Origin of the sequence: Rhizobium sp. BK456, from assembly GCF_014194045.1 — a bacterium.
Taxonomy (GTDB): Bacteria; Pseudomonadota; Alphaproteobacteria; order Rhizobiales; family Rhizobiaceae; genus Rhizobium; species Rhizobium redzepovicii.
Window position 1 is genome coordinate 1,000,726 of sequence record NZ_JACIAO010000001.1, and the last position, 20,775, is coordinate 1,021,500.

At 62.3% G+C, this 20,775-nt stretch carries 21 protein-coding genes; 11 read left to right on the plus strand and 10 right to left on the minus strand.

Translation table 11 applies throughout. The features are described from left to right. Nucleotides 1–16: 16 nt before the first annotated feature. Nucleotides 17–532: a peptide deformylase gene (gene def / locus FHX03_RS05275; protein ID WP_097624851.1), complete on the minus strand. Its 516-nt coding sequence runs from the start codon at nucleotides 530–532 to the stop codon at nucleotides 17–19. 233 nt (nucleotides 533–765) lie between these two features. Between def and FHX03_RS05280 the strand changes: the two genes are divergently transcribed. The 3 genes from FHX03_RS05280 (at nucleotide 766) to FHX03_RS05290 (ending at nucleotide 5,580) form a co-directional block, all read left to right on the plus strand. Then, nucleotides 766–1,989: a DNA recombination protein RmuC gene (locus FHX03_RS05280; protein WP_183779180.1), complete on the plus strand. Its 1,224-nt coding sequence runs from the start codon at nucleotides 766–768 to the stop codon at nucleotides 1,987–1,989. A gap of 51 nt (nucleotides 1,990–2,040) precedes the next feature. Beyond that, nucleotides 2,041–2,940 carry a ribokinase gene (locus tag FHX03_RS05285; protein ID WP_183852825.1) on the plus strand — a complete coding sequence of 300 codons (900 nt, stop codon included), beginning with the start codon at nucleotides 2,041–2,043 and terminating at the stop codon, nucleotides 2,938–2,940. A gap of 303 nt (nucleotides 2,941–3,243) precedes the next feature. Then, nucleotides 3,244–5,580: a methyl-accepting chemotaxis protein gene (locus FHX03_RS05290; protein WP_183852827.1), complete on the plus strand. Its 2,337-nt coding sequence runs from the start codon at nucleotides 3,244–3,246 to the stop codon at nucleotides 5,578–5,580. 176 nt (nucleotides 5,581–5,756) lie between these two features. Here the strand turns inward: FHX03_RS05290 and ptsN are convergent, their stop codons facing one another. The 7 genes from ptsN to lptC form a co-directional block, all read right to left on the minus strand. Beyond that, nucleotides 5,757–6,221, minus strand: a complete 465-nt coding sequence (ptsN, locus tag FHX03_RS05295) for a PTS IIA-like nitrogen regulatory protein PtsN (protein ID WP_003570770.1) — start codon at nucleotides 6,219–6,221, stop codon at nucleotides 5,757–5,759. Nucleotides 6,222–6,290: 69 nt separating this feature from the next. Further along, nucleotides 6,291–6,866 carry a ribosome hibernation-promoting factor, HPF/YfiA family gene (gene hpf / locus FHX03_RS05300; RefSeq protein ID WP_003588952.1) on the minus strand — a complete coding sequence of 192 codons (576 nt, stop codon included), beginning with the start codon at nucleotides 6,864–6,866 and terminating at the stop codon, nucleotides 6,291–6,293. Nucleotides 6,867–7,159: 293 nt separating this feature from the next. Further along, nucleotides 7,160–8,074: a DMT family transporter gene (locus FHX03_RS05305; RefSeq protein WP_097624672.1), complete on the minus strand. Its 915-nt coding sequence runs from the start codon at nucleotides 8,072–8,074 to the stop codon at nucleotides 7,160–7,162. An 88-nt stretch (nucleotides 8,075–8,162) separates the two neighbouring features. Then, nucleotides 8,163–9,725: an RNA polymerase factor sigma-54 gene (gene rpoN / locus FHX03_RS05310; RefSeq protein WP_097624671.1), complete on the minus strand. Its 1,563-nt coding sequence runs from the start codon at nucleotides 9,723–9,725 to the stop codon at nucleotides 8,163–8,165. A gap of 220 nt (nucleotides 9,726–9,945) precedes the next feature. Beyond that, nucleotides 9,946–10,722, minus strand: coding sequence for an LPS export ABC transporter ATP-binding protein (gene lptB, locus FHX03_RS05315; RefSeq protein WP_003583867.1), 777 nt, complete (start codon nucleotides 10,720–10,722; stop codon nucleotides 9,946–9,948). A gap of 40 nt (nucleotides 10,723–10,762) precedes the next feature. Then, nucleotides 10,763–11,398, minus strand: coding sequence for an LptA/OstA family protein (locus FHX03_RS05320; protein WP_097624670.1), 636 nt, complete (start codon nucleotides 11,396–11,398; stop codon nucleotides 10,763–10,765). Nucleotides 11,399–11,413: 15 nt separating this feature from the next. Beyond that, on the minus strand, nucleotides 11,414–12,079 hold the full coding sequence (gene lptC / locus FHX03_RS05325; protein WP_097624669.1) for an LPS export ABC transporter periplasmic protein LptC: 666 nt from the start codon (nucleotides 12,077–12,079) through the stop codon (nucleotides 11,414–11,416). Between the two features lie 224 nt (nucleotides 12,080–12,303). Here lptC and sppA point away from each other — a divergent pair, with 224 nt between their 5' ends. From sppA to FHX03_RS05340, 3 genes are all read left to right on the plus strand, one after another. Continuing rightward, complete coding sequence (gene sppA / locus FHX03_RS05330; RefSeq protein ID WP_097624850.1) at nucleotides 12,304–13,254, plus strand: signal peptide peptidase SppA; 951 nt, start codon at nucleotides 12,304–12,306, stop codon at nucleotides 13,252–13,254. A gap of 29 nt (nucleotides 13,255–13,283) precedes the next feature. Continuing rightward, nucleotides 13,284–13,583: an integration host factor subunit beta gene (locus FHX03_RS05335; protein ID WP_003544934.1), complete on the plus strand. Its 300-nt coding sequence runs from the start codon at nucleotides 13,284–13,286 to the stop codon at nucleotides 13,581–13,583. Between the two features lie 164 nt (nucleotides 13,584–13,747). Beyond that, nucleotides 13,748–14,080, plus strand: coding sequence for a LapA family protein (locus tag FHX03_RS05340; protein WP_097624668.1), 333 nt, complete (start codon nucleotides 13,748–13,750; stop codon nucleotides 14,078–14,080). A gap of 33 nt (nucleotides 14,081–14,113) precedes the next feature. On the opposite strand, the gene FHX03_RS05345 is transcribed toward FHX03_RS05340, so the two are convergent. Together FHX03_RS05345 and FHX03_RS05350 are read right to left on the minus strand one after the other, a co-directional pair. Further along, a complete protein-coding gene (locus FHX03_RS05345) occupies nucleotides 14,114–14,548 on the minus strand; it encodes a GNAT family N-acetyltransferase (RefSeq protein ID WP_183779346.1) in 435 nt (144 codons plus the stop codon). A 63-nt stretch (nucleotides 14,549–14,611) separates the two neighbouring features. Next, a complete protein-coding gene (locus FHX03_RS05350) occupies nucleotides 14,612–15,067 on the minus strand; it encodes a CoxG family protein (RefSeq protein ID WP_097624667.1) in 456 nt (151 codons plus the stop codon). 103 nt (nucleotides 15,068–15,170) lie between these two features. Here FHX03_RS05350 and FHX03_RS05355 point away from each other — a divergent pair, with 103 nt between their 5' ends. From FHX03_RS05355 to FHX03_RS05375, 5 genes are all read left to right on the plus strand, one after another. Next, nucleotides 15,171–15,755 carry an NUDIX hydrolase gene (locus FHX03_RS05355; protein ID WP_183852829.1) on the plus strand — a complete coding sequence of 195 codons (585 nt, stop codon included), beginning with the start codon at nucleotides 15,171–15,173 and terminating at the stop codon, nucleotides 15,753–15,755. 124 nt (nucleotides 15,756–15,879) lie between these two features. Beyond that, nucleotides 15,880–16,977 carry a class I SAM-dependent methyltransferase gene (locus FHX03_RS05360; protein ID WP_183852831.1) on the plus strand — a complete coding sequence of 366 codons (1,098 nt, stop codon included), beginning with the start codon at nucleotides 15,880–15,882 and terminating at the stop codon, nucleotides 16,975–16,977. Next, nucleotides 16,974–17,834 (plus strand): TrmH family RNA methyltransferase, encoded by an 861-nt coding sequence (locus FHX03_RS05365; protein ID WP_183852832.1) that lies wholly within the window; start codon nucleotides 16,974–16,976, stop codon nucleotides 17,832–17,834. The genes FHX03_RS05360 and FHX03_RS05365 overlap by 4 nt, the downstream gene beginning before the upstream one ends. Beyond that, nucleotides 17,831–18,334: a signal peptidase II gene (gene lspA / locus FHX03_RS05370; protein WP_183779162.1), complete on the plus strand. Its 504-nt coding sequence runs from the start codon at nucleotides 17,831–17,833 to the stop codon at nucleotides 18,332–18,334. The genes FHX03_RS05365 and lspA overlap by 4 nt, the downstream gene beginning before the upstream one ends. Nucleotides 18,335–18,389: 55 nt before the next feature. After that, complete coding sequence (locus FHX03_RS05375) at nucleotides 18,390–20,669, plus strand: ATP-binding protein (protein WP_097624663.1); 2,280 nt, start codon at nucleotides 18,390–18,392, stop codon at nucleotides 20,667–20,669. Nucleotides 20,670–20,775 lie beyond the last annotated feature (106 nt).

The following is a 20,775-nucleotide window of genomic DNA, read 5'->3' on the forward strand; positions in this document are numbered from 1 at the left end:
AATTTCAACGCGACGCTCAGAGCGCCTTCGACTTCGCCGCCTTGGTGAATTTCTTGATCACCATCTCCCGCTTCAGCCGCGAGATATAATCGATGAACAGCACGCCGTTCAGATGGTCGATCTCGTGCTGCAGGCAGGTGGCGAGCAGGCCATCGGCTTCCACCGTCTGTTCCTTGCCGTTCCGGTCGAGATATTTGACCGAGACGACGGCGGGGCGTTCGACCTCGGCATAATAATCCGGGATAGACAGGCAGCCTTCTTCATAGACCGAGCGTTCGTCGGAAGATTTGACGATCTCCGGGTTGATGAAGACCTGCGGCTGCTTTTCTTCGCCTTCGCGCGACACGTCGATGACGAGCACGCGGCGCGGCACGCCGATCTGGATCGCCGCAAGGCCGATGCCCGGCGCGTCGTACATGGTTTCCAGCATATCGTCAGCAAGACGCTGCAGGTCGGCATCGACCCGCTCGATCGGCTTCGAGGCCTGGCGGAGAATAGGATCGGGAAGAATGATGAGTGGCTTGATGGTCATGGCGTTCCCATAACCCATCTTTTCCGACTATGGAATTATCCGGCAGGCAGGGAAGACGCTTTTTTGCATCCCCGCCCGGAATTTCGCCATATTCGCCGCTGGCCGCTGGCCGGCAGCGGTACCGGAACGACCCTTTTGGCCAGCAAGCGCCTCGGCCTGCGAGGACATTGCGGGCGCTATATCCGTTCACGTTTTGATCTATATATTGCCACCTCTTCTGTTATGGTTACGGCATGACCGCTAGTTCCGATTCGTTCAGTTTGTCGCTTGCCTCCATCAGCCCGGCCATGCTGGCGCTTGCCGGCGGGGTTCTGCTGGCTCTTGTCCTGCTGGTGATCGTGCTGCTGCTGCGCGGCGCAAGCCTTCGCCGCGAGCAGGCGGAGGAGGCAAGCTTTCGTGCCGCTGAAAGCGAGGCGCGCATGGCCGAGCTTTTGAAGATCCAGGCGGAGATGCAGGGCCGGATCGCTGTGATGACCGAGGTGTTCGGCGCGCGGCAGAGCGAGCTGAACCAGGCGATCAGCCAACGCCTCGACGGCATGTCGCAGCGCGTCAACTCGACGATCACCGAGCAGACTAAATCGACGCATGAGAATTTGCAGCGGCTGCAGGAGCGGCTGGCGGTGATCGATGCGGCGCAGAACAATATTCAGACGCTCGCCAAGGATGTCGTCGGGCTGCAGGCCATTCTTTCCAACAAGCAGACGCGCGGCGCCTTCGGCCAGTCGCGAATGGAAACCATTGTCGCCGACGGCCTGCCGATGGGCGCCTATGCCTTCCAGCAAACGCTCTCCAACGGCTCGCGGCCCGACTGCACGATCCGCATGCCGAACGGTGCGCCGCCGCTGGTGATCGATGCGAAATTTCCGCTCGAGGCCTGGAACGCGATCCGCGACGCCGGCAGCCCGGAGGCGGGCAAGATCGCCGGCCAGCAGTTCCGCCGCGACATGGAGATCCATATCAGGGACATTTCCGAGAAATATCTGATCCAGGGGGAAACCCAGGATACGGCCTTTCTCTTCGTGCCGTCGGAATCGATCTTCGCCGAGATCCACGAAAACTTCGAGCCGGTGGTGCAGAAAGCGCACCGCGCGCGCATCGTCATCGTCTCGCCATCGCTGCTGATGCTGTCGATCCAGGTCATCCAGGCCGTGCTCAAGGATCAGCGCATGCGGGCGCAGGCACATCTGATCCAAGGCGAAGTGGCGATCCTAATGGACGACCTCGGCCGCCTCGACGAGCGGGTGCGCAAGCTGCAGGGCCATTTCGCCATGGCGCAGAAGGATATCGACATGGTCGTCACCTCGGCCGACAAACTGACCAAGCGAGGCGCCAAGATCGAAGCGCTGGAATTCGAGGCCGGCGGCGACAGCAAACCGGGCCGCGACACCGAACCCGCAGCCAAATCGGTGGAAAGCCGCACCGGGCTTCTCAAGCTCAGGGTGGTTGACGAGGAGTGACCGCTTCGGGCAGTGTCTCGCCCGCATGCGCCAAAGGACGGGACACCCCTGATGATTACAGTTTTCGGGTCCATCAACATGGATCTCATCGCCACCACCGAGCGTCTGCCGAAGCCCGGCGAGACGGTGGCCGGCAACGGTTTTGCCACCGCCGCCGGCGGCAAGGGCGCCAACCAGGCACTGGCTGCGCGGCGCTCCGGCCGCTACGTGCATATGGCAGGCGCTGTCGGCAAGGATAGCTTCGCCGCCGATGCCCTTGCCCTGCTCGATGATGCGGGAACCGATCTTTCTCTGGTCAAGCATGTCGACGGTCCCACCGGCACGGCGCTGATCCTTGTCGGCGGCGACGGTGAAAACATGATTGCCGTCGTTCCCGGTGCCAACGGCGTGGTCACCGCTGACGATGCCGAGACGGCGATCGGCGGCATGAAGGAAGGCGATATCTTGATGCTGCAGTTCGAAGTGCCGGCTGATGCCGTCGAACGCGCCCTGTCGGCCGCCCGCGCCAAGGGCGTCACCAGTATCCTCAACCTTGCGCCCTTGATTCCCGATGCGCCGCGCCTCGGCCGGCTTGCCGATATCGTCATTGCCAATGAGACCGAGTTCGAGCGGCTAGCCGGACAGGACGGCATGGACGCACCGGCGCGCGAGGCAGCCCTGATGCGCCTGCACGCCGAAACCGGCCAGACGCTGATCGTGACGCTTGGCGGCGACGGTGTCATCGCCATTCGCGACGGAGCGATCTTAAGGGCGCAGGGTCTGAAGATCGAACCCGTCGATACGGTCGGCGCCGGCGACACTTTCTGCGGTTATTTCGCGGCGAGCCTCGACGAGGGCCTGGATTTTGCCTCGGCGCTGCGCCGTGCGGCCGTTGCCGGTTCACTCGCCTGCCTCAAATCCGGGGCGCAGCCTTCGATCCCTTGGGGTGAGGACGTCGCAGCCAGGATATAAGCTGCGTCTCTTTGCGAAGCCGCCGGCAGGGCCCTTAATTTTAAGGGGAATTCCTGCCTTTTTACCGCGGCGCACGGCCCAAATTTCATTCAAATTTAACAGATCCCCAGCGATGTTGCTCCTGGTCGCCGGTGACGCATGCCTTTGATCCGGCCGTCCATTGCATAATTCAAAATGCTGCGGCGTCCTTTGCGCGTCTTTAACAGATGCACGGCGCTGCAGGCGGCGGCTCCATGACGGGGCGATGCCTTTGCTCCTGCGCCGGAAAATGCCCGTTCGGCGCATCCTTGCCCGAGGATTCCCATGTCCATATTCCGCATGAAATCGCTTGCCGCGAAGCTCATCGTCATCACCGGCATCGCCATCGCGCTTGTCCTTGTCGTTTCGAACTTTTTCCTCATCGGCCAGACCCGGGACCGCGTCCAGACGCTGACGATGGATCAGGCGAACCTCGAGGCGAAATCGATCGCAAATGAAATCGCCGCCAATGTCGGCGAACTCGCCAGCGCCGCGCGCACCATGTCCGGCGTCATCGGCCGCGGCCATGAAGGCAAGGCGCTCGATCGCAAGGGCATGATCAACGTGCTGAAGGCCAATCTCGAGCAGAACGCCTTCGCCTTCGGCAGCTGGTTTTGCGAGCAGCTCGGCGCGCTCGACGGCAAGACCACCGAGATCGCCAACGACAAAGACGAAGGCACGAACAAGAACGGCGCCTTCACGCCTTACTGGTCGAAAACCAAGGATGGCGGCATCCAATATTCGACTTTCGATAATGATTATACCGCCGAATGGTGGAAGCTCGCCGCCGACAGCGGCAAGGGCGCGATCACCACGCCCTATATGGCCGAAGGTACCGACGTTCCGACGCTGTTGACCTCGATCGCCTATCCCGTGATGTCGGGTGGCAAGATGATCGGCGTCGGCGGCGTCGACATCTCGCTGAAATCGCTGACCGATAAGCTGCAGGCGCTGCATCCGTTCGGCTCCGGCCGCGTCACGCTGCTGTCGCAGACCGGCAACTGGATCGTCGCGCCGATCCCCGACCTGATGACCAAGCAGTATGACGGCGAAGGCGCCGACACCGTCAAATCGGCGCTGTCAAGCAAACAGCCGGGCCTCGTCAGAAACCTCGCCTATGACGGCCTCGATCCTTTCGACCGCGTCGTCTATCCGTTCGCGGTTCCCGGCGTCAACGCCACCTGGGTCGTGCTCGTCGATGTCCCGCATACGGCGATCAACGCACCGGTGCAGGATCAGACCACCATGATGATCGTGAACGGCCTGATCGTGCTCGGCGCAGTGATGCTGGCGCTCTATTTCGCCGTTCGCTCGCTGGTGCAGCGACCGCTCGGCGGGCTGGTTGCCAGCGTCGAAGCGCTGGGCGACGGCAAGTATGACGAACCGGTCGCCGCCCAGGACCGTACCGACGAAATCGGTTCGGTCGCCAAGGCGCTCGAAGGCTTCCGCTTCACGCTCGCCGACAGCCGTCGCCTCGAAGACGAGGCCGCCAGAGAGCGGCAGGCGGCGGAGACCGAGCGCGGCCGTTCGGAATCGGAACGCCAGCAATCGGTATCGCTTCAGCGCCATATCGTCTCGATCGTCGGCGATGGCCTTTCGGCGCTGTCGCAGGGCAATCTCAGTCACCGCATTATCGACGATTTCCCCGGCGAATATGGCAAGCTGAAACAGGACTTCAACGCCGCCCTTGCGAGCCTCGAAGAGACCATCAACACGATGAACCTCAGCGTCGCCAATATCGGCTTGGGCACCGGCGAAATCAGCAACAGCGCTTCCGACCTCGCCAAGCGCACCGAACAGCAGGCGGCAAGCCTTGAGGAGACGGCGGCCGCACTCAACGAACTCACCGCACAGGTCGATTCCAGCGCCGACAACGCCCGCACGGCCGCAGACAACGTCAACCTCGCCTGCCAGGACGCCGAAAAGTCCGGCGAAGTGGTGCAGAAGGCGATCGCCTCGATGCAAGGGATCGAGCAGTCATCGACGGAAGTTTCGAGGATCATCGGCGTCATCGACGAGATCGCCTTCCAGACCAACCTGCTGGCGCTGAACGCCGGTGTCGAGGCGGCGCGTGCCGGGGAAGCCGGCAAGGGCTTTGCCGTCGTCGCCCAGGAGGTGCGCGAACTTGCGCAGCGTTCGGCCAATGCCGCCAAGGAAATCAAGACGCTGATCAACACCTCGGCCGTCCAGGTCAAGGAAGGTGTCGATCTGGTCGGGCGGGCCGGCGGCACGCTGCACAAGATCGCCGAACAGGTGATGAGCATCAATGATCTCATCCGCCAGATCTCGGCATCGGCCAGCGAACAGGCCGTCGGCCTGAAGGAAATCAACCAGGCCATGAACCAGATGGACCAGGTGACGCAGCAGAACGCGGCGATGGTGGAGGAAGCCACCGCCGCCAGCGTCGCCCTCAACGACGAGGCACAGACGCTGAAGGCGCTTGCTACCCGTTTCAGCGTCGCAGGCTCAGGCAATGCCGCAGCACTGACCTCGGTTGCCCAGCAGATGCGGGCGCCGGCTGCCCCGGCCGCTTCGCCTCGTGCCACCCCCGCGGTCCGCCGCGTGGCAGCTCCATCGCGAGGCTCGGCTGCCGTGGCGCAGGATAGCTGGGAAGAGTTCTGAGCATCAGTTCCCTAAAGCGCGTCACGGCTAACTTGATTCATGCGACGCGCTTTGGCTCTTTGTTTTTATGCATGTCGTTATCCGGGAACCGCTGCACACTTCCCGGCGCCATGCATTATCATGCAAAAGGCGCCGGGATGAGCCGGCGCCTTTCGCATTTCAGACATAAATGACGCTCAGGCAGCGTTCGACGTCTGTTCCTCATTGAGGAAAGCGTAGATTGCCGAAGCGGAATCCGTGGCGCGCAGCTTGGCGACCAGATCGTGATCGCGCAGCACGCGGGCGATCCGCGACAGGGCCTTCAGATGATCGGCACCGGCACCTTCCGGCGCCAGCAGCAGGAAGACGAGGTCGACAGGCTGGTCGTCCAGGGCTTCGAAATCGACCGGCTGCTCCAGCCGGGCGAAGATGCCGACGATCGAATGGATGTTGACCAGCTTGCCGTGGGGAATGGCGATGCCGTTGCCGACGCCGGTCGAGCCAAGGCGTTCGCGCTGCAGGATGACGTCGAAGATCTCCCGTTCGGAGAGCCCGGTGATCCTGGCGGCTCTTGCGGCCAATTCCTGAAGCAACTGTTTCTTGGAATTTACTCTGAGGGCGGGAATGATCGCATCCTGATGGAGCAAATCTGCCAATGCCATTTCTTTTTCCTTCTGTCGCCGGGATCAAATGCAACGAGCGGCGGCGATACCGCCGCTCACCGCCTGATCTCAGCCTTTGATATTGGCGGAATCGATCCAGCCAATATTTCCGTCGTGCCGACGGTAAACGATGTTCAAGTGTTCCTTGCCGGGGCTGCGGAACAGGAGAAGCGGCTCGTCGGTCATGTCGAGCGCCATCACGGCGGTGGCGACCGACATGGTCTTCAGCTGCTTCGTGCTTTCGGCGACGATGGCCGGCGCGAAATCGTCGGGGATCTCATCTTCGTGGTCAGGAACGGAATCCATGACCGTGTAGGAGACTTCTGCAAAACCGTTCAGATGGTTTCCGGCATGATGGTCCTTCAGCTTGCGCTTGTAGCGGCGCAGGCGCTTTTCGATGCGCTCCGAAGCGGCGTCGAAAGCCAGCAGCGGGTCCGTCGCCTCGCCGGCCGCATGCAGCACCACCCCACTGTCGAGATGAAGCTTGCAGTCTGCCGAGTAACGAGAACTCGCCTTTTCCACGGTCACCTGACCCGAATATCCCCCGTCGAAGTATTTCGTGATGGCCATACCAATTTGGTCCTCGATCTTTTGACGGAACGAGTCACCAATTTCCATATGTTTACCGGACACACGCACACTCATGGAGTTTCCCTTCTTATCGTCGTTTGCGGGTATCAGTTTACGCCAAGCCTCAGGTTCATCCAAGCACTTCGCGCAATCTCAAGCAAGATCGGCGTCAGCCTGCTGGTCCTTGGTGCCCTTCTGATGCTGGGGATAACTCCAGACGCCGTTTGCGGCATCGATTGCGGCGGGCTTCTAGCCAGCCGCTGTTGAAAAGTCAATAGGGCGAAAAATCGGCATCACTAATACACGCGACGCACGCATCGAAAACACGGTAATTACAGCATATTTCACCGGCCACTTACCAATGACCTTTAGTGGATTCTCGCTGTGGTTGCCATAACCCGCGCCGGGATCGTCATGGCTGCGACACCGAAGATGACGCAAACGAGTCCAATCCAGGCCGTCGGACTCAGCCTTTCACCGAGGAAAAGGATGCCGATCGCAACACCGATCGGCACTCTGAGATAGGCTTGCGACGTCGTGCCGACCGAGCCCAACGTTTGGACGAGACGGAAATAGATCGCAAAGGCAAGCGCCGTCGAAAAGGCGGACAGAGCCAGCAGCGCCAGAATCGATGCGGCCGAGGGATCGAGCGTCCACGGCCGGTCGACGACGAGGCTGACCGGCAGGAGAATGACCGCGCCCGAGATCAACGAGCCGGCCGCCGGCACGGCGGGATCGAGCCCCTTGAAGTTCTTGCTGAAAATCGCCGCACCGGCATAGCAGGCTGTCGCCAGGATGATGGCGAGCTGCGCCATCAGGCTTTCGCCGAGACCGCCGAGCACCTCTACGCCGATGACCAGGCAGATGCCGGCAACTCCTGATATGACGCCGAAAAGCTTTCGCGCCGTCACCTGCTCGTGGCGGACTATCAGCACGGTCAGCAGGAAGGTGAAGATCGGCGTTGCCGAATTGAGGATCACCGCCAGCCCGGCATCGACGGATTGTTCCGCCCAGGCAATCAGCGTGAAGGGAATGACGCTGTTCAGACAGGCCTGGACAAAAAACCGCCGCCACGTCCCACCGTCAGTGGGCAGACGGATTCGCCGGTAGCGGAGGACGGCGAGCAGAATGCCGCCGGCAATCAGCGTGCGGACGGCGATCAAAGTCACCGGGGGGATCGTCTCGACGCCGATCTTGATGAAAGTGTAGGACGACCCCCAGAGGGCTGCCAGCGCCAGCAGCAGGAGAAGCTCCCTGGCAAGCTTCGGATTTTGCGGCGTCATGGTCGGCTTTCCCAATTCGTTCAAGACGTCAGAGAAATAACGGGGATTTGGAGCTGGATGCTTCGATCAAGACCGAAGCATTGCGGCGTCAGAAGCCGGCGACCTTGGCGAGCGCCCGTTTTTCGCGCCGGCGCTGGACCGAGGAGGCAATGTTCATAGCCTCGCGGTACTTGGCAACCGTGCGGCGGGCGAGATCGACACCGCCTTTCTTCAGCATGTCGACGATATCGTCGTCGGAGAGCACCGCGTCGGGGCTCTCCTGCATGATCAGCGCGCGGATCTTGTGACGCACCGCCTCGGCCGAATGGCTGTCGCCGCCGGCAACGGCGCTGATCGAGACGGTGAAGAAATATTTGAGCTCGAAGAGGCCGCGCGGCGTCAGCATGTATTTGTTCGAGGTGACGCGGCTGACGGTGGATTCGTGCATCTTGATCGCCTCGGCGACCGTCTTCAGGTTCAGCGGGCGCAGGTGGTCGACACCGTTCAGCAGGAAGGCATCCTGCTGGCGGACGATCTCGCTTGCCACTTTCATGATGGTTTTTGCCCGCTGGTCAAGGCTGCGCGTCAGCCAGTTGGCGCTTTGCAGGCATTCGGACAGGAAGGCGTGATCATCGCCATTCCTGGTCACACGGGAAAAATAGGACTGGTTGACGAGCACGCGCGGCAGCGTATCCGGATTGAGCTCGACCAGCCAACCGCCCTCCAGGGAGGGCCTGACGACCACATCGGGCATGATCGCTTCGGAAACGCCGGTCTCGAAACCGCTGCCAGGCTTGGGATTAAGCTGCCGGATTTCGCCGAGCATATCGAGAAGGTCTTCCTCGTCGACGCCGCAGAGCCGCTTCAGCGTGGCAAAATCGCGCCGTGCCAGCAGTTCGAGGTTTTCGACAAGCGCCTGCATGGCGGGGTCATACCGGTCCTTCTGCCTGAGCTGGATCGCCAGGCATTCGGAGAGGCTGCGGGCGAAAACCCCCGGCGGATCGAGCGTCTGAAGTGCGGCAAGCACACGCTCGGCCGCAGTCAGGCTCGTGCCCAGCCGCTCGCCGGTCTCGACGAGATCGACTTGCAGATAACCGGCATCGTCGAGCTGATCGACGAAGTTCTGCGCGATCAGCCGATCGGCCATGTCGGGCAGGACGAAGGGGATCTGCTGGGCGAGATGATCACGCAGCGACACCTGGCCGGCGACGAAATCGTCGAGATCGTAATCGGTGCCCTCGCCGCCGCTGCCCGGCATCGATTTCCACTGGCCGACGAGTTCCGGCGCATCGAGGCGCTGCGGCGCGCTGTCATCGGGATAGACATTGGTGTAGTTGGCGTCGAGCTCGTCGTTCAGCCGGCTGGTGCTGGCGCTGCCGCCATTGTCGTACCAGTCGCTGGAAAGCGCGTCGGTGCGGTTGTCGTAACCATCGTCCGAGCCCGCATCCTCCGGCGAATGACCATAAGGCTCGTCCTCGGATTCGCCGCGTTCTGCGCCCGCCTCGCCGTCATTCGACGGAAATTCGAGCAGCGGGTTCTTCTCCACTTCCTGGGCGATGAACTGGGTGAGCTCGACATGCGTCATCTGCAGCAGCTGGATGGATTGCATCAGCTGCGGTGTCATCACCAGCGATTGGTTCTGGCGCAGGAAAAGACTGGCGGACAGTGCCATGACGGACGCGAAACTCCCTCGATTCCTCCGGGAAACCGCGTCCGATCACACTTCAGGCGACGGAAATCCAACTGGCCCAAAAATTGCTTTTTTATCTCATTTGGTCAAGCGGAACTATGTCGGCGCGGTTAATTTCTGCGGTGGGACAGGTGCCGGCGAAAGGTTTGCGCCGTTTCAGGATGACTGAGGCAGCGTCCCCGTCTTTAGCATCATCGACCGTTCAGAGGCTGAAATTGTCGCCGAGATAAAGCCGGCGCACTTCCGGATTGTTGACGATGTCGTTCGCCCGGCCATGGGTCAGCACTTCGCCGGCATGGATGATGTAGGCCCGGTCGATCAGACCCAGCGTCTCGCGCACATTGTGGTCGGTGATGAGAACGCCGATGCCGCGCGCCGTCAGGTGGTGGACGAGATTCTGGATGTCGGCGACCGAGATCGGGTCAACGCCGGCGAAGGGTTCGTCGAGCAGCATGAAGGTCGGGTCGGTCGCCAGCGCACGGGCGATTTCGAGACGGCGGCGCTCACCGCCCGAGAGGGCAACTGCAGCACTCTTGCGCAGCTTCTGGATATGGAATTCTTCCAGCAACTCGTTCAGCTTCTGCTCGCGCTCGGCCTTGTCCTTGACGTGCACTTCAAGCACGGCGCGGATATTTTCTTCCACCGTCAGGCCGCGAAAGATCGAGGCTTCCTGCGGCAGGTAACCGACGCCGAGACGGGAGCGGCGGTACATCGGCATGGTCGTGACGTCGTTGCCGTCGATCTCGATCGTGCCTTCATCCACCGGCACGAGGCCGGTGATCATGTAAAAACAGGTGGTCTTGCCGGCGCCGTTCGGGCCGAGCAGGCCGACGGCCTCGCCACGGCGCACCACCAGCGAGACGCCATTGACGACGCGCCGCGTCGCATAGGTCTTCGTCAGACCGCGTGCGATCAGCGTTCCCTGATAACGGCTTTTGTCGGCGGCGCCCGCAGCTTGTGGCCCGGGCTGGCCGAACATGGTGGATAGCGATGATAATTTCACGTGGGAGGCCGGCTTCTCAGTTCTGCTTCTGCTGCGCATTCGGCTGCGATTTTGGATCGAGCTGAATTTGGACACGCCCGCCGCAGCTTTCAAGCTCCGCCTGACCGGTTTGCATGTGAACGGTCAGTTTGCAGCCGGTGAAGACGTTCGGTCCATCCGACAGAATAACCTTGTTGCCCTGATCCGCCGTGAGGATGAATGTCTGCGAGGCCATATCGAACTTGCCGTCATCGGCGGTCGCCGTCTGCGTGCCCGATGTCAGCAGGACCTTGTCGGTCACCAGGATCTTGTCGATATCGGCACTGCCCGATGCCAGCGAGGCCGACTGCTGCGGCTGGGCGGCGGGTTGCGTCCCGTCGGCGGCCGGCTTTGCCGCCTTGTCCTTGTAATAGACGGTCATCTTGCCGGACTGCATCGTCGTCGTCCCCTGGACGACCTTGACCTTGCCGGTGAACAAAGCCGTGTGTTCCTGATCGTGGATTTCCAGCTTGTCGCTTTCGATCTGGATCGGCTGGTCGTTGGAAAGCTTCATGCCCGACATCGTGGCCGCCTGCTGCGCTCCCGCGCCCGCGGCCGTCAGAACAAGGGCAAATGCGCCGGCAATGAACGCCAAGCCAGTCTTGCAAGTGGAAATGCGACAATCTTTTGTCATGGATGACCCGGCTGGTTAAGTGCCCTGTTTATGGATGGTGGATGGATCGACATTCATGCGAACATTCCCCTCGAATGTGATCACCCGCCCCTTATCGGTTATCTGGAGCGTCTTCGCAACAATGGAGGCATTGTCCTTGGTGATGGTGACGGGGTCGTCGCTGCGCATGTTCCCGCCCTTGATATCGAGGCGGGCGGACTGGAAATTCGCGTTGAGGCCGCTGCTCAGCACCAGGGTGAACGGAGCGGTCATATGCAGGTTGTCGGTGGCGCGGTTGTAGTCGGCGGTCGAGGCGACGACGCGGGCGATCAGGCCGTCATTCATCGGCACGGCGGCCTTGATGGTCTCCAGCGTGATGAGATCGGGATTGCGGATATCCTGCAACGCCCGTTCGGCGAGCATCGAATAATTGATGCCGTCGGAATTGCGGCCCGCGATCGCCGGCTTTTCCATCACGACCTTGCCGTTTTCGATCTTGGCGCCTTCGAACTTGACGTTCTCAGGCAGATAGATGCTGACCAACGCCACCGCCAGGAGGGCAGCCGCGACGATGAGGGCTGCCACCGGCAGCAAAATCTTCAGCCGCCGCACGCGGGCGGAATGGAACAACGCATCGCCATAGGCGCTACGGCCGGAGCCCGCATAGGCGGCATTTCCGTTGTTCTTCAGGGTATCGAGCATAGGTCTCGTTCCATGTGCGGTGATTGCCGCGCCTCGTAACAAAGCCGGCCGCCAATCACAGTTCGTTTCGCATTATTACATTGGCTTGCCAATATGGAATTTTTTCTGCAACAAGCAACAAAACGGAAAAACATCAAAAAGTGGCATTCGTACGCGCCGCTGCCACCTATTTCACCGGATCGATCGGCGGCATGCCGAAGCCGGGCCAGCGCTGGAGGTTTCTCATGGACAGTTCGATCATCGCCGATCGCCGGCGGCTGCGCCGCAAGCTCGGCTTCTGGCGTATCGTCGCGGTCGCCCTCATCGTGGCACTTGGTCTGGCCTTCTACAGCTTCGCCTTCGGCAATGGCGGGACGGAGCGCCCGCATATCGCCCACGTGACGATCTCGGGACTGATCGTCGACGACGACGAGCTTCTGGAGCGGCTGAAGAAAGTCGAGACCAGCGATCAGGTGAAGGCCGCAGTGATTTCGATCTCCTCGCCCGGCGGCACGACCTATGGCGGCGAAAAGATCTTCAAGGCGATCCGTGCGATCGCAGCCAAGAAACCCGTCGTCTCCGATGTGCGCACGCTTGCCGCCTCCGCCGGCTATATGATCGCCACCGCCGGCGACACGATCATTGCCGGCGACAGCTCGATCACCGGCTCGATCGGCGTCATCTTCCAGTATCCGCAGATCCAGCCGCTGCTCGATAAGATCGGCGTCTCGCTGCAGGAGATCAAATCTTCGCCGCTGAAGGCCGAACCCTCGCCGTTCCACGAAGCGAGCGAGGAGGCCAAGGCAATGATCCGCAACATGGTGGTCGACAGCTATAACTGGTTCGTCGATCTGGTCGCCGACCGGCGCAAGCTGCCGCGCGACGAGGTGCTGAAGCTCGCCGACGGCACGATCTATACCGGCCGCCAGGCGCTCAAGGTGAAACTCGTCGATACGATCGGCGGCGAGCCGGAAATCCGGGCCTATCTCAAATCGCGCGGCGTCGACGCCGACCTGCCGATGGTCGACTGGGACAAGAAGAGCAACACGCCCTTTCTGCTCGCTGGGGCTGTTTCGCGGTTGATTACGATCTTCGGTTATGATGATCTCTTGAAAGGCCAGGATATCAATGGAATCCTGCCCCCAAAGTTGCTTCTTGACGGGCTGCTTTCAGTTTGGCAGGTTGGCCGCGATTGATAAGAAATCAATAATTTAAGGGGGCGAACGTGATCAAGTCCGAATTGGTGCAGATTGTTGCAGCACGCAACCCGCATCTCTATCATCGCGACGTCGAGAATATCGTCAACGCGGTTCTCGACGAGATCACGGATGCACTGGCTGCGGGCAACCGAGTCGAATTGCGCGGCTTTGGCGCGTTTTCGGTCAAGAACCGCCCGTCCCGCTCCGGCCGCAACCCGCGCACCGGCGATACCGTCTTCGTCGAGGAGAAGTGGGTTCCCTTCTTCAAGACCGGCAAGGAGCTGCGCGAGCGGCTCAATCCCGGCCAGGCCGACGAAGAGGATTGAGCGCCGCACGCCGCCTGCGGCGAATCCGCACTTGATCTCGAAGACCGTTTTCCTATTCTGCTAACGCATCGGCCCCGAAAATCGGAATCGATTTTCGGGGCCGATGCGTAGTTATAACGCGCCGCTCAGAAAGGGCGGCGCCATCCGACGCATGGAGAACTCCAATGGCCAAGAAGATCGTCAACCTGTTGATTCTGCTGCCGCTCGGCGTCATCCTCATCGTCTTCTGCGTCGCCAACCGGCAAAGCGTCACGCTCGCCTTCAATCCGTTCCGGCCGGAAGATCAGGTGCTTGCGGTTTCTGCGCCCTTCTTCGTCTTCCTGGTCGTTGCCTTGATCGCAGGCATGCTGATCGGCTCGGCCGCCACCTGGTTCAGCCAGGGTAAACACCGCAAGCGCGCCCGCATCGAGGCCAAGGAAGCCATCCGCTGGCAGGGCGAGGCCGACCGCCACAAGAGCCGCGCCGAGGAAATCGCCGGGCAGCTTCCGGCACGATAAACCGGCTCGGTTTCGGCGATGCTTCGGCAGCGGTCAAACCGGAAAAAAGCTCAGTTCCTCATAGTCGCCCTCCGGCGACGTGCCGTTGCCGGTCACACGGAAACCGTGGGCGAGGTAGAAAGCCTTCGCCCGCCGGTTCTTCACCAGGCACTTCAGCCGGTAGCGGTGGCCTGGCCATTCCGGCAGCGCCTGCAGCAGCGCCGTACCGGCGCCAAAGCCCTGGAAGTCCGGGCTGATATAGAGCATGTGGATGAAATCATCGGCCGGCCAGAGCGACAGGAAGCCGGCTACTCCGCCGTTTTCATGCTCACAGACGAAGACCGTCTCGCCATTCGTATGGGCGGCGAAGTCTTCGCGGTGGAATTTGCCGGGATCGACCCAGACGAATGTTTCGCGGCGCACGGAAAGATAAATCTCCGCGAGCATTTCCTGGTCTTCCGCCCGCGGCGGCCTGATTGTCCACGTCATGACGTGGATGTAGCCCATGGCCCAACCCACGCCAAGCCCAAAGCGCGTGGCGTCGGGCCCGGATCAGCCAGCCGCCATCTTCGCGACGACGGCGGCATTGAAATCCGAAAAGAACCCTTCGGCGAGCCTCTGTGAGGTCGCATCGAGCAGACGTGCGCCGAACTGGGCAAGCCTGCCGCCGAGCTCGGCTTTTGCCCGAAAATGCAGGATGGTCTCGGCACCGCTTTCTTCGAGCACGATATCGGCGGCTCCTTTGGCAAAGCCGGCAAGACCACCCTTGCCTTCGGCCGACAGCGTGTAGCTGTTCGGCGCATCGACATTGGACAGTGTCAGCAGCCCATGAAAGGTAGCCGACAGCAGGCTGAACTTGACCTTGATCGTCGCCTCAAAGGTATCCGGCGACAGCCGCTCGATGGCCTGGCAGCCTGGAATGCAGCCGCGCATGATCTCGGGATCGTTGAGCGCTGCCCAGACGACATCCCGCGGCGCGGCGATGCGTTCTTCGCCGGTGAAATCCATTCGATAACCCCATCTCCGATTCGCTCACTTTATCCCAGCGGGAAAGGCTTTTGCCAGGCGGAGAGGAATGTTATCCCGCTCGTTCCGGGGCAAGGAATTGGCGATGAGTGACGAATTGAGGCCGTGGAGCGTGGCGGCAAGCCGCATCACCTATGAGGATCGCTGGATCCGGCTGCGAAGCGACGACTGCGTCACCGCCGATGGGACCGTCGTCGCGCCCTTCCATGTGCTCGACTATCCCGACTGGATCAACGTCGTGCCTGTCATGCCCGACGGCCGCGTGCTGCTGACTCGGGAATACCGGCATGGACGCGGCGAGATCATCCACGGGCTCGTCGCCGGCGGTGTCGAGCACGGCGACAGCGAGACCGGCGATGCGGCGATGGCGGCAGCCCGGCGCGAACTCCGGGAGGAGACCGGCTATGAAGCCTCCACCTTCGTCAAGCTGCTCACCTCCTACCCGAATGCAGCAAGCCACAGCAACGCGGTGACGAGCTGGCTGGCACTCGACCTCAGCCGAGCCGGTGAACCGCGTTTCGACCCGGGCGAGAAGGTCGAGCTGTTGTTTGAGGATCTTGCCGCCCTCCTCGGCGACCTGCAGTCCGGCGCGGTCATCATGCAGTCGATGCATGTCGCAGCCCTTTATGCGGCGGAAAGCTGGCTTCGCCGGCGGTCATCGGAGGCTTGAAATAAATGCCGCGCCGGCGCGCAGTTGATCCGGCACGCTTTTCTGGGCTACTGCATAATTCAAAGGGCGCTGCAGAAGATGCAGACGTTCTCACCATATCCCGACAGACACGCGGAAGAGCACGTTGAAACAAAGAGAACGCCGGCCGGGCCAGAAGAAGACATCAGGTCCTTCCGGGGAAAGCCGCAGGGACGACCGGGTCGGCCGGCCGCCGAAGCCGGTCGCGCGGCCTGCGGCTGCCCTCGAGACGGTGCGCGAGGCTGCCGTGCCTGCCGCCCCCGAACGGCCGCTGATGACGCGCAGCGGCGAGCGCCCGGCTGAGCGCGTGCCCGTGATCCTCGAATCGCTCGGGGCCGGCGACTTCCACCTGATCGACAGCGGCAACGGCGAAAAGCTTGAGCAATACGGCCCCTATCGTATCATCCGTCCCGAGGCGCAAGCGCTGTGGCGGCCGTCGCTGCCCTCGCATGTCTGGGAAAAGGTCAATGCCGTCTTCACCGGCGATACCGACGAGGAAGGCAGCGGCCGCTGGCGCTTCCCGAAGGAGGCGCTGGGAGAGACCTGGCCGCTCAACCTGCTCGGCGTCGATTTCCTCGGCCGTTTCACCTCTTTCCGTCATGTCGGCGTCTTCCCCGAGCAGATCGTGCACTGGAGCTGGATGAAGGAGCAGGTCGAAAAGGCCGGCCGGCCGCTGAAGGTGCTGAACCTTTTCGGCTATACCGGCGTCGCCTCGCTGGTTGCCGCCGCAGCCGGCGCCGAAGTCACCCATGTCGACGCCTCGAAGAAGGCGATCGGCTGGGCGCGGGAAAACCAGGCGCTCGGGCGCATGGAGAAGCTGCCGATCCGCTGGATCTGCGAAGACGCGATGAAATTCATCCTGCGCGAGGAACGCCGCGGCAGCCAGTACGACATCATCCTCACCGATCCGCCGAAATTCGGCCGCGGCCCGAACGGCGAAGTCTGGCATCTTTTCGCGCATCTGCCGTTGATGCTCGATGTCTGCCGCGAGATCCTGTCGCCGAAGGCCGTCGGCCTGGTGCTGACCGCCTATTCGATCCGCGCTAGCTTCTATTCGATCCACGGGCTGATGCGCGAGACGATGCGGGGCGCCGGCGGCGTGGTCGAATCCGGCGAGTTGGTCATCCGCGAAGCCGGCCTCGACGGCAAGACGCCGGGCCGCGCGCTTTCCACCTCCCTCTTTTCCCGCTGGGTGCCGAAATGAGCAAGGACTTCCACGATCAGGGACCGCGCAGGGTCGGACAGGTGAAGGAAGTCACCTCGCTTGCCAATCCGATCATCAAGGACATCAAGGCGCTGACGAACAAGAAGTCGCGGGAGGAAAGCGGGACTTTCCTGGCCGAAGGACTGAAGCTCGTCATCGATGCGATCGAACTCGGCTGGACAATCCGGACGCTGGTCTATGCCAAGGCCGCCAAGGGCAAGCCGCTGGTCGAGCAGATGGCGGCAAAGACCGTCGCCTCGGGTGGGCTGGTGCTCGAAGTCAGCGAAAAGGTGATCGCCTCGATCACCCGGCGCGACAATCCGCAGATGGTCGTCGGCATCTTCGAGCAGCGCTGGATGCCGCTTCGGGGCATTCGGCCGAGGGATGGCGAGACCTGGGTGGCGCTCGACCGGGTGCGCGACCCCGGCAATCTCGGCACCATTATCCGCACAGCCGATGCGGCCGGCGCTTCTGGCATCATTCTGATCGGAGAGACGACCGATCCCTTTTCGCTCGAAACGGTGCGGGCCACCATGGGCTCGGTCTTTGCCGTTCCGGTGGCGCGGGCAACACCGGAAGAGTTCATCGCCTGGCGGAAATCGGCCGGCGTTTCCGTGGTTGCGACGCATCTTGCCGGCGCGGTCGACTACCGCACCATCGACTACCGGAAAAAGCCCGTCGTGCTGCTGATGGGCAACGAGCAATCCGGCCTGCCGGACCAACTGGCCGGGCAAGCCGACGCGCTTGCCCGCATTCCGCAGCAGGGCCGCGCCGATTCCCTGAATCTCGCCGTCGCCACCGCTGTCATGCTTTTCGAGGCGCGCCGCCATCTCCTCTCACTTGCCGAGGGCAAATGACCGAACAGACGCCTGCCCGCCCCGCGCTGTTTTCGCGCCCGGCGCCGATCCTCTTCTTCATCATCGTCGCCGTTTTCCTCGACCAGATCGTCAAGATCGCGGTCGATCATTACCTGCCGCTGCAGGAGGCCGTGCCGGTTATTCCGATGCTGGCGCTCTACCGCACCTACAATCTCGGCGTTGCCTTTTCGATGCTGGAGGGCATGGATGGCTGGTTCATCGTCGGCATGCGCCTCGTCATCGTCGCCTTCGTCATCTGGCTGTGGTACCGCACGGCGAAGGACCGCTGGCTTGCCCATCTCGGTTACGCGCTGATCATCGCCGGCGCGATCGGCAATCTCGTCGACCGCTTCGCCTATGGCCACGTGATCGATTACATCTTGTTTTACACCGACAGCTGGTCTTTCGCGGTGTTCAATCTCGCCGACAGTTTCATCACCATCGGGGCTGGCTGCGTCATTCTCGACGAGCTGCTGCTGCCGAAAAAGGCCGGCCGCTAAAATCTTATCGAATTCCTGAAGGCATTCGGAAGAGGCCTCATGTTAGCCAGATTGCATGCAGAATCTGGGACAGTTGCAGGAAAGATTGTCCGCCGCCTTCGGCGGACCCGCCGCCAAGCCGCGCGAAGAGCGGATGGCGGAGTTCTTCTCGCGACCCGGCACATCGGCGCCTCAGGCGGCCGATGACGGCAAGATGGGGCCTGCAGCGACACGGCGCCTGCTGGTCTACTGGCTTGGCGGCGCTGGCCTGCTTGCCGCGATGATCCTGACTCTGCTTGCCCATGCCGGCGATCCTCTGCTGCTTTCGGGCGGTCTTGTGGTCCTCGGCCTTGCCGTCATCGCCAGCTATGCCGTCTTGATGTTTCGCCGGCGCAGGCCCCCCAGCGGCGGCAAATCGCTGCCGGATTGGAACGACGGCGCCAAGCTGTTTGCAGACGTCCACGACGTGCTCGGCGATATCACCGTCAGCCGCAGCATGGACCGGCGCATCATTTCCGCCAACGATACGTTTCGCCGGCTGACCGGGCGCCTGCGTCCCGAAGGGCACAGTTGCGAGGAGATCGGGCTTGCCTTTCGCCCCGGCCCGATACCCCACTGCTTCGATGTCGAGATCTCGACGCCGGACGGCCAGCGCATCTTTCTCTGGCGCGACGTCGTCACCCGCGACCCGGCAAACGGCCGGCTGCTGCTGCAGAGCGTGGCGCGCGATGTGACCGACGAGCGGCTGATCGCGCAGGGCCGCGAGGAGGCCCGCCAGAAGGCCGAATATAACAGCGCCGCCAAGTCGAGGCTGCTTGCCACCGTCAGCCACGAGGTGCGCACGCCGCTTTCCGGCCTGCTCGGCATGACGCATCTCCTCGCCGAGACGCGGCTGACGCAGGAGCAGCAGGATTATCTCGCCAATATCCGCCAGTCCGGCCACGCGCTGACGCAGCTCGTCGAGGATCTGCTCGATTTCTCCACCATCGAGGTCGGCCGCTTCGCGCTGCACCCGCGCTCGGAATCGCTGCGCAAGCTTCTGGAAAGCGTCGTCGAGATGCTCGCCCATCGGGCGCATGAAAAAGGCATCGAGATCGGCGCCACGGTGTCATCAGACGTTCCGGAGAATATGAGTTTCGACCCGGCGCGGCTGCGCCAGGTTCTGTTCAACGTCATCGGCAATGCGGTGAAGTTCACCCAGGTCGGCGGCGTCTTCATTCGCGTCTCGCTCGATGCGGACGACCTGTCGATCACGGTTACGGATAGCGGTCCCGGCATGACGGCGGAGGAGCAGGCGCGAGTCTTCGGCGAATTCGAACAGGGCGGGACCGTTGCCGACAGGAGCAGCGGCACCGGGCTCGGCCTTGCCATCTCCGCCCGCATCATGCGCGAATTCAACGGCACGCTGACGGTTGCCAGCGAAAAGGGCAGAGGCAGCGAATTCACCATCCGCTTCCCTGTCGATATCGGCAGCGAGCGCCCTGACCGGCGCAATACGCTGCTTGCCGGCAACAGCGTCGTGCTCCTGGCGCCGACGGGTGCTGCACGCACCGCCATCGCCGAGACGATCACCGCGCTCGGCGGCCTCTGCCATCTGGTCAGCGACGGCGAGAGCGCGCGGACGACGCTGCTCGGCTTGGCCAATAGCGGAAAGCGGCCGACCGATATCATCATCGACCATCGCATGTCGGCGGAATTTGCCGCCCATCTTGCCGATCGCGCCGAAATCGCCGCCCTTGGCCTGCGCAAGGTGCTGCTCGTCAATCCGGAAGAGCGCAGCGCCCATCCGCTCGACCTCTTCGATGCCTGGCTCATCCGGCCGCTGCGCGAACAGTCGCTGATCGACGTGCTGCGCGGGCGCATGCGCGGCATGGAGAAGCGCGACGCGCTGAACGACAACCAGCCGGGCTTTGGCCTTTCGGCGGCGGAGCCGATGGTTGCCGCCAGCGGGCTCAACATCCTGCTTGGCGAGGACGATCCGATCAACGCCATGCTGGTGCGCGTCGTGTTGGAGAAGGGCGGGCATAAGGTGCGCCATGTCGAGGATTTCGAGGCGCTGCTCGATTGCGCCCTTTGCGAGGCGAATGCCCGGCCCGATATCATCATCAGCGACCTGTCGATGCCCGGCGGCAACGGCATCGACATGCTCGGACGCCTGCGCGGCCACGAAAGACGGCTCGATCTGGCCTCGGTGCCGGTGATTGTGCTGACCGCCGACAAGAGCGACGAATCGCGCCGCCAGGTGTTGCTGAACGGCGCCAACCGGGTGATGGTAAAGCCGGTCGACCCGGTGCGGCTGCTGACCGAAGTGCAGGCGGTCGCCGCACTTTCCGCCCGCCGGGCAGAGGCGCGATAACGTGCCGCGGGGCCGGCATGCTTCTTGCGTTCACAAATTCAATATGTCACTTTCCTGTCGCAGAGAAGTGTTTTATGGCGTCGATAAGCCGGCAACGGGAGAATCG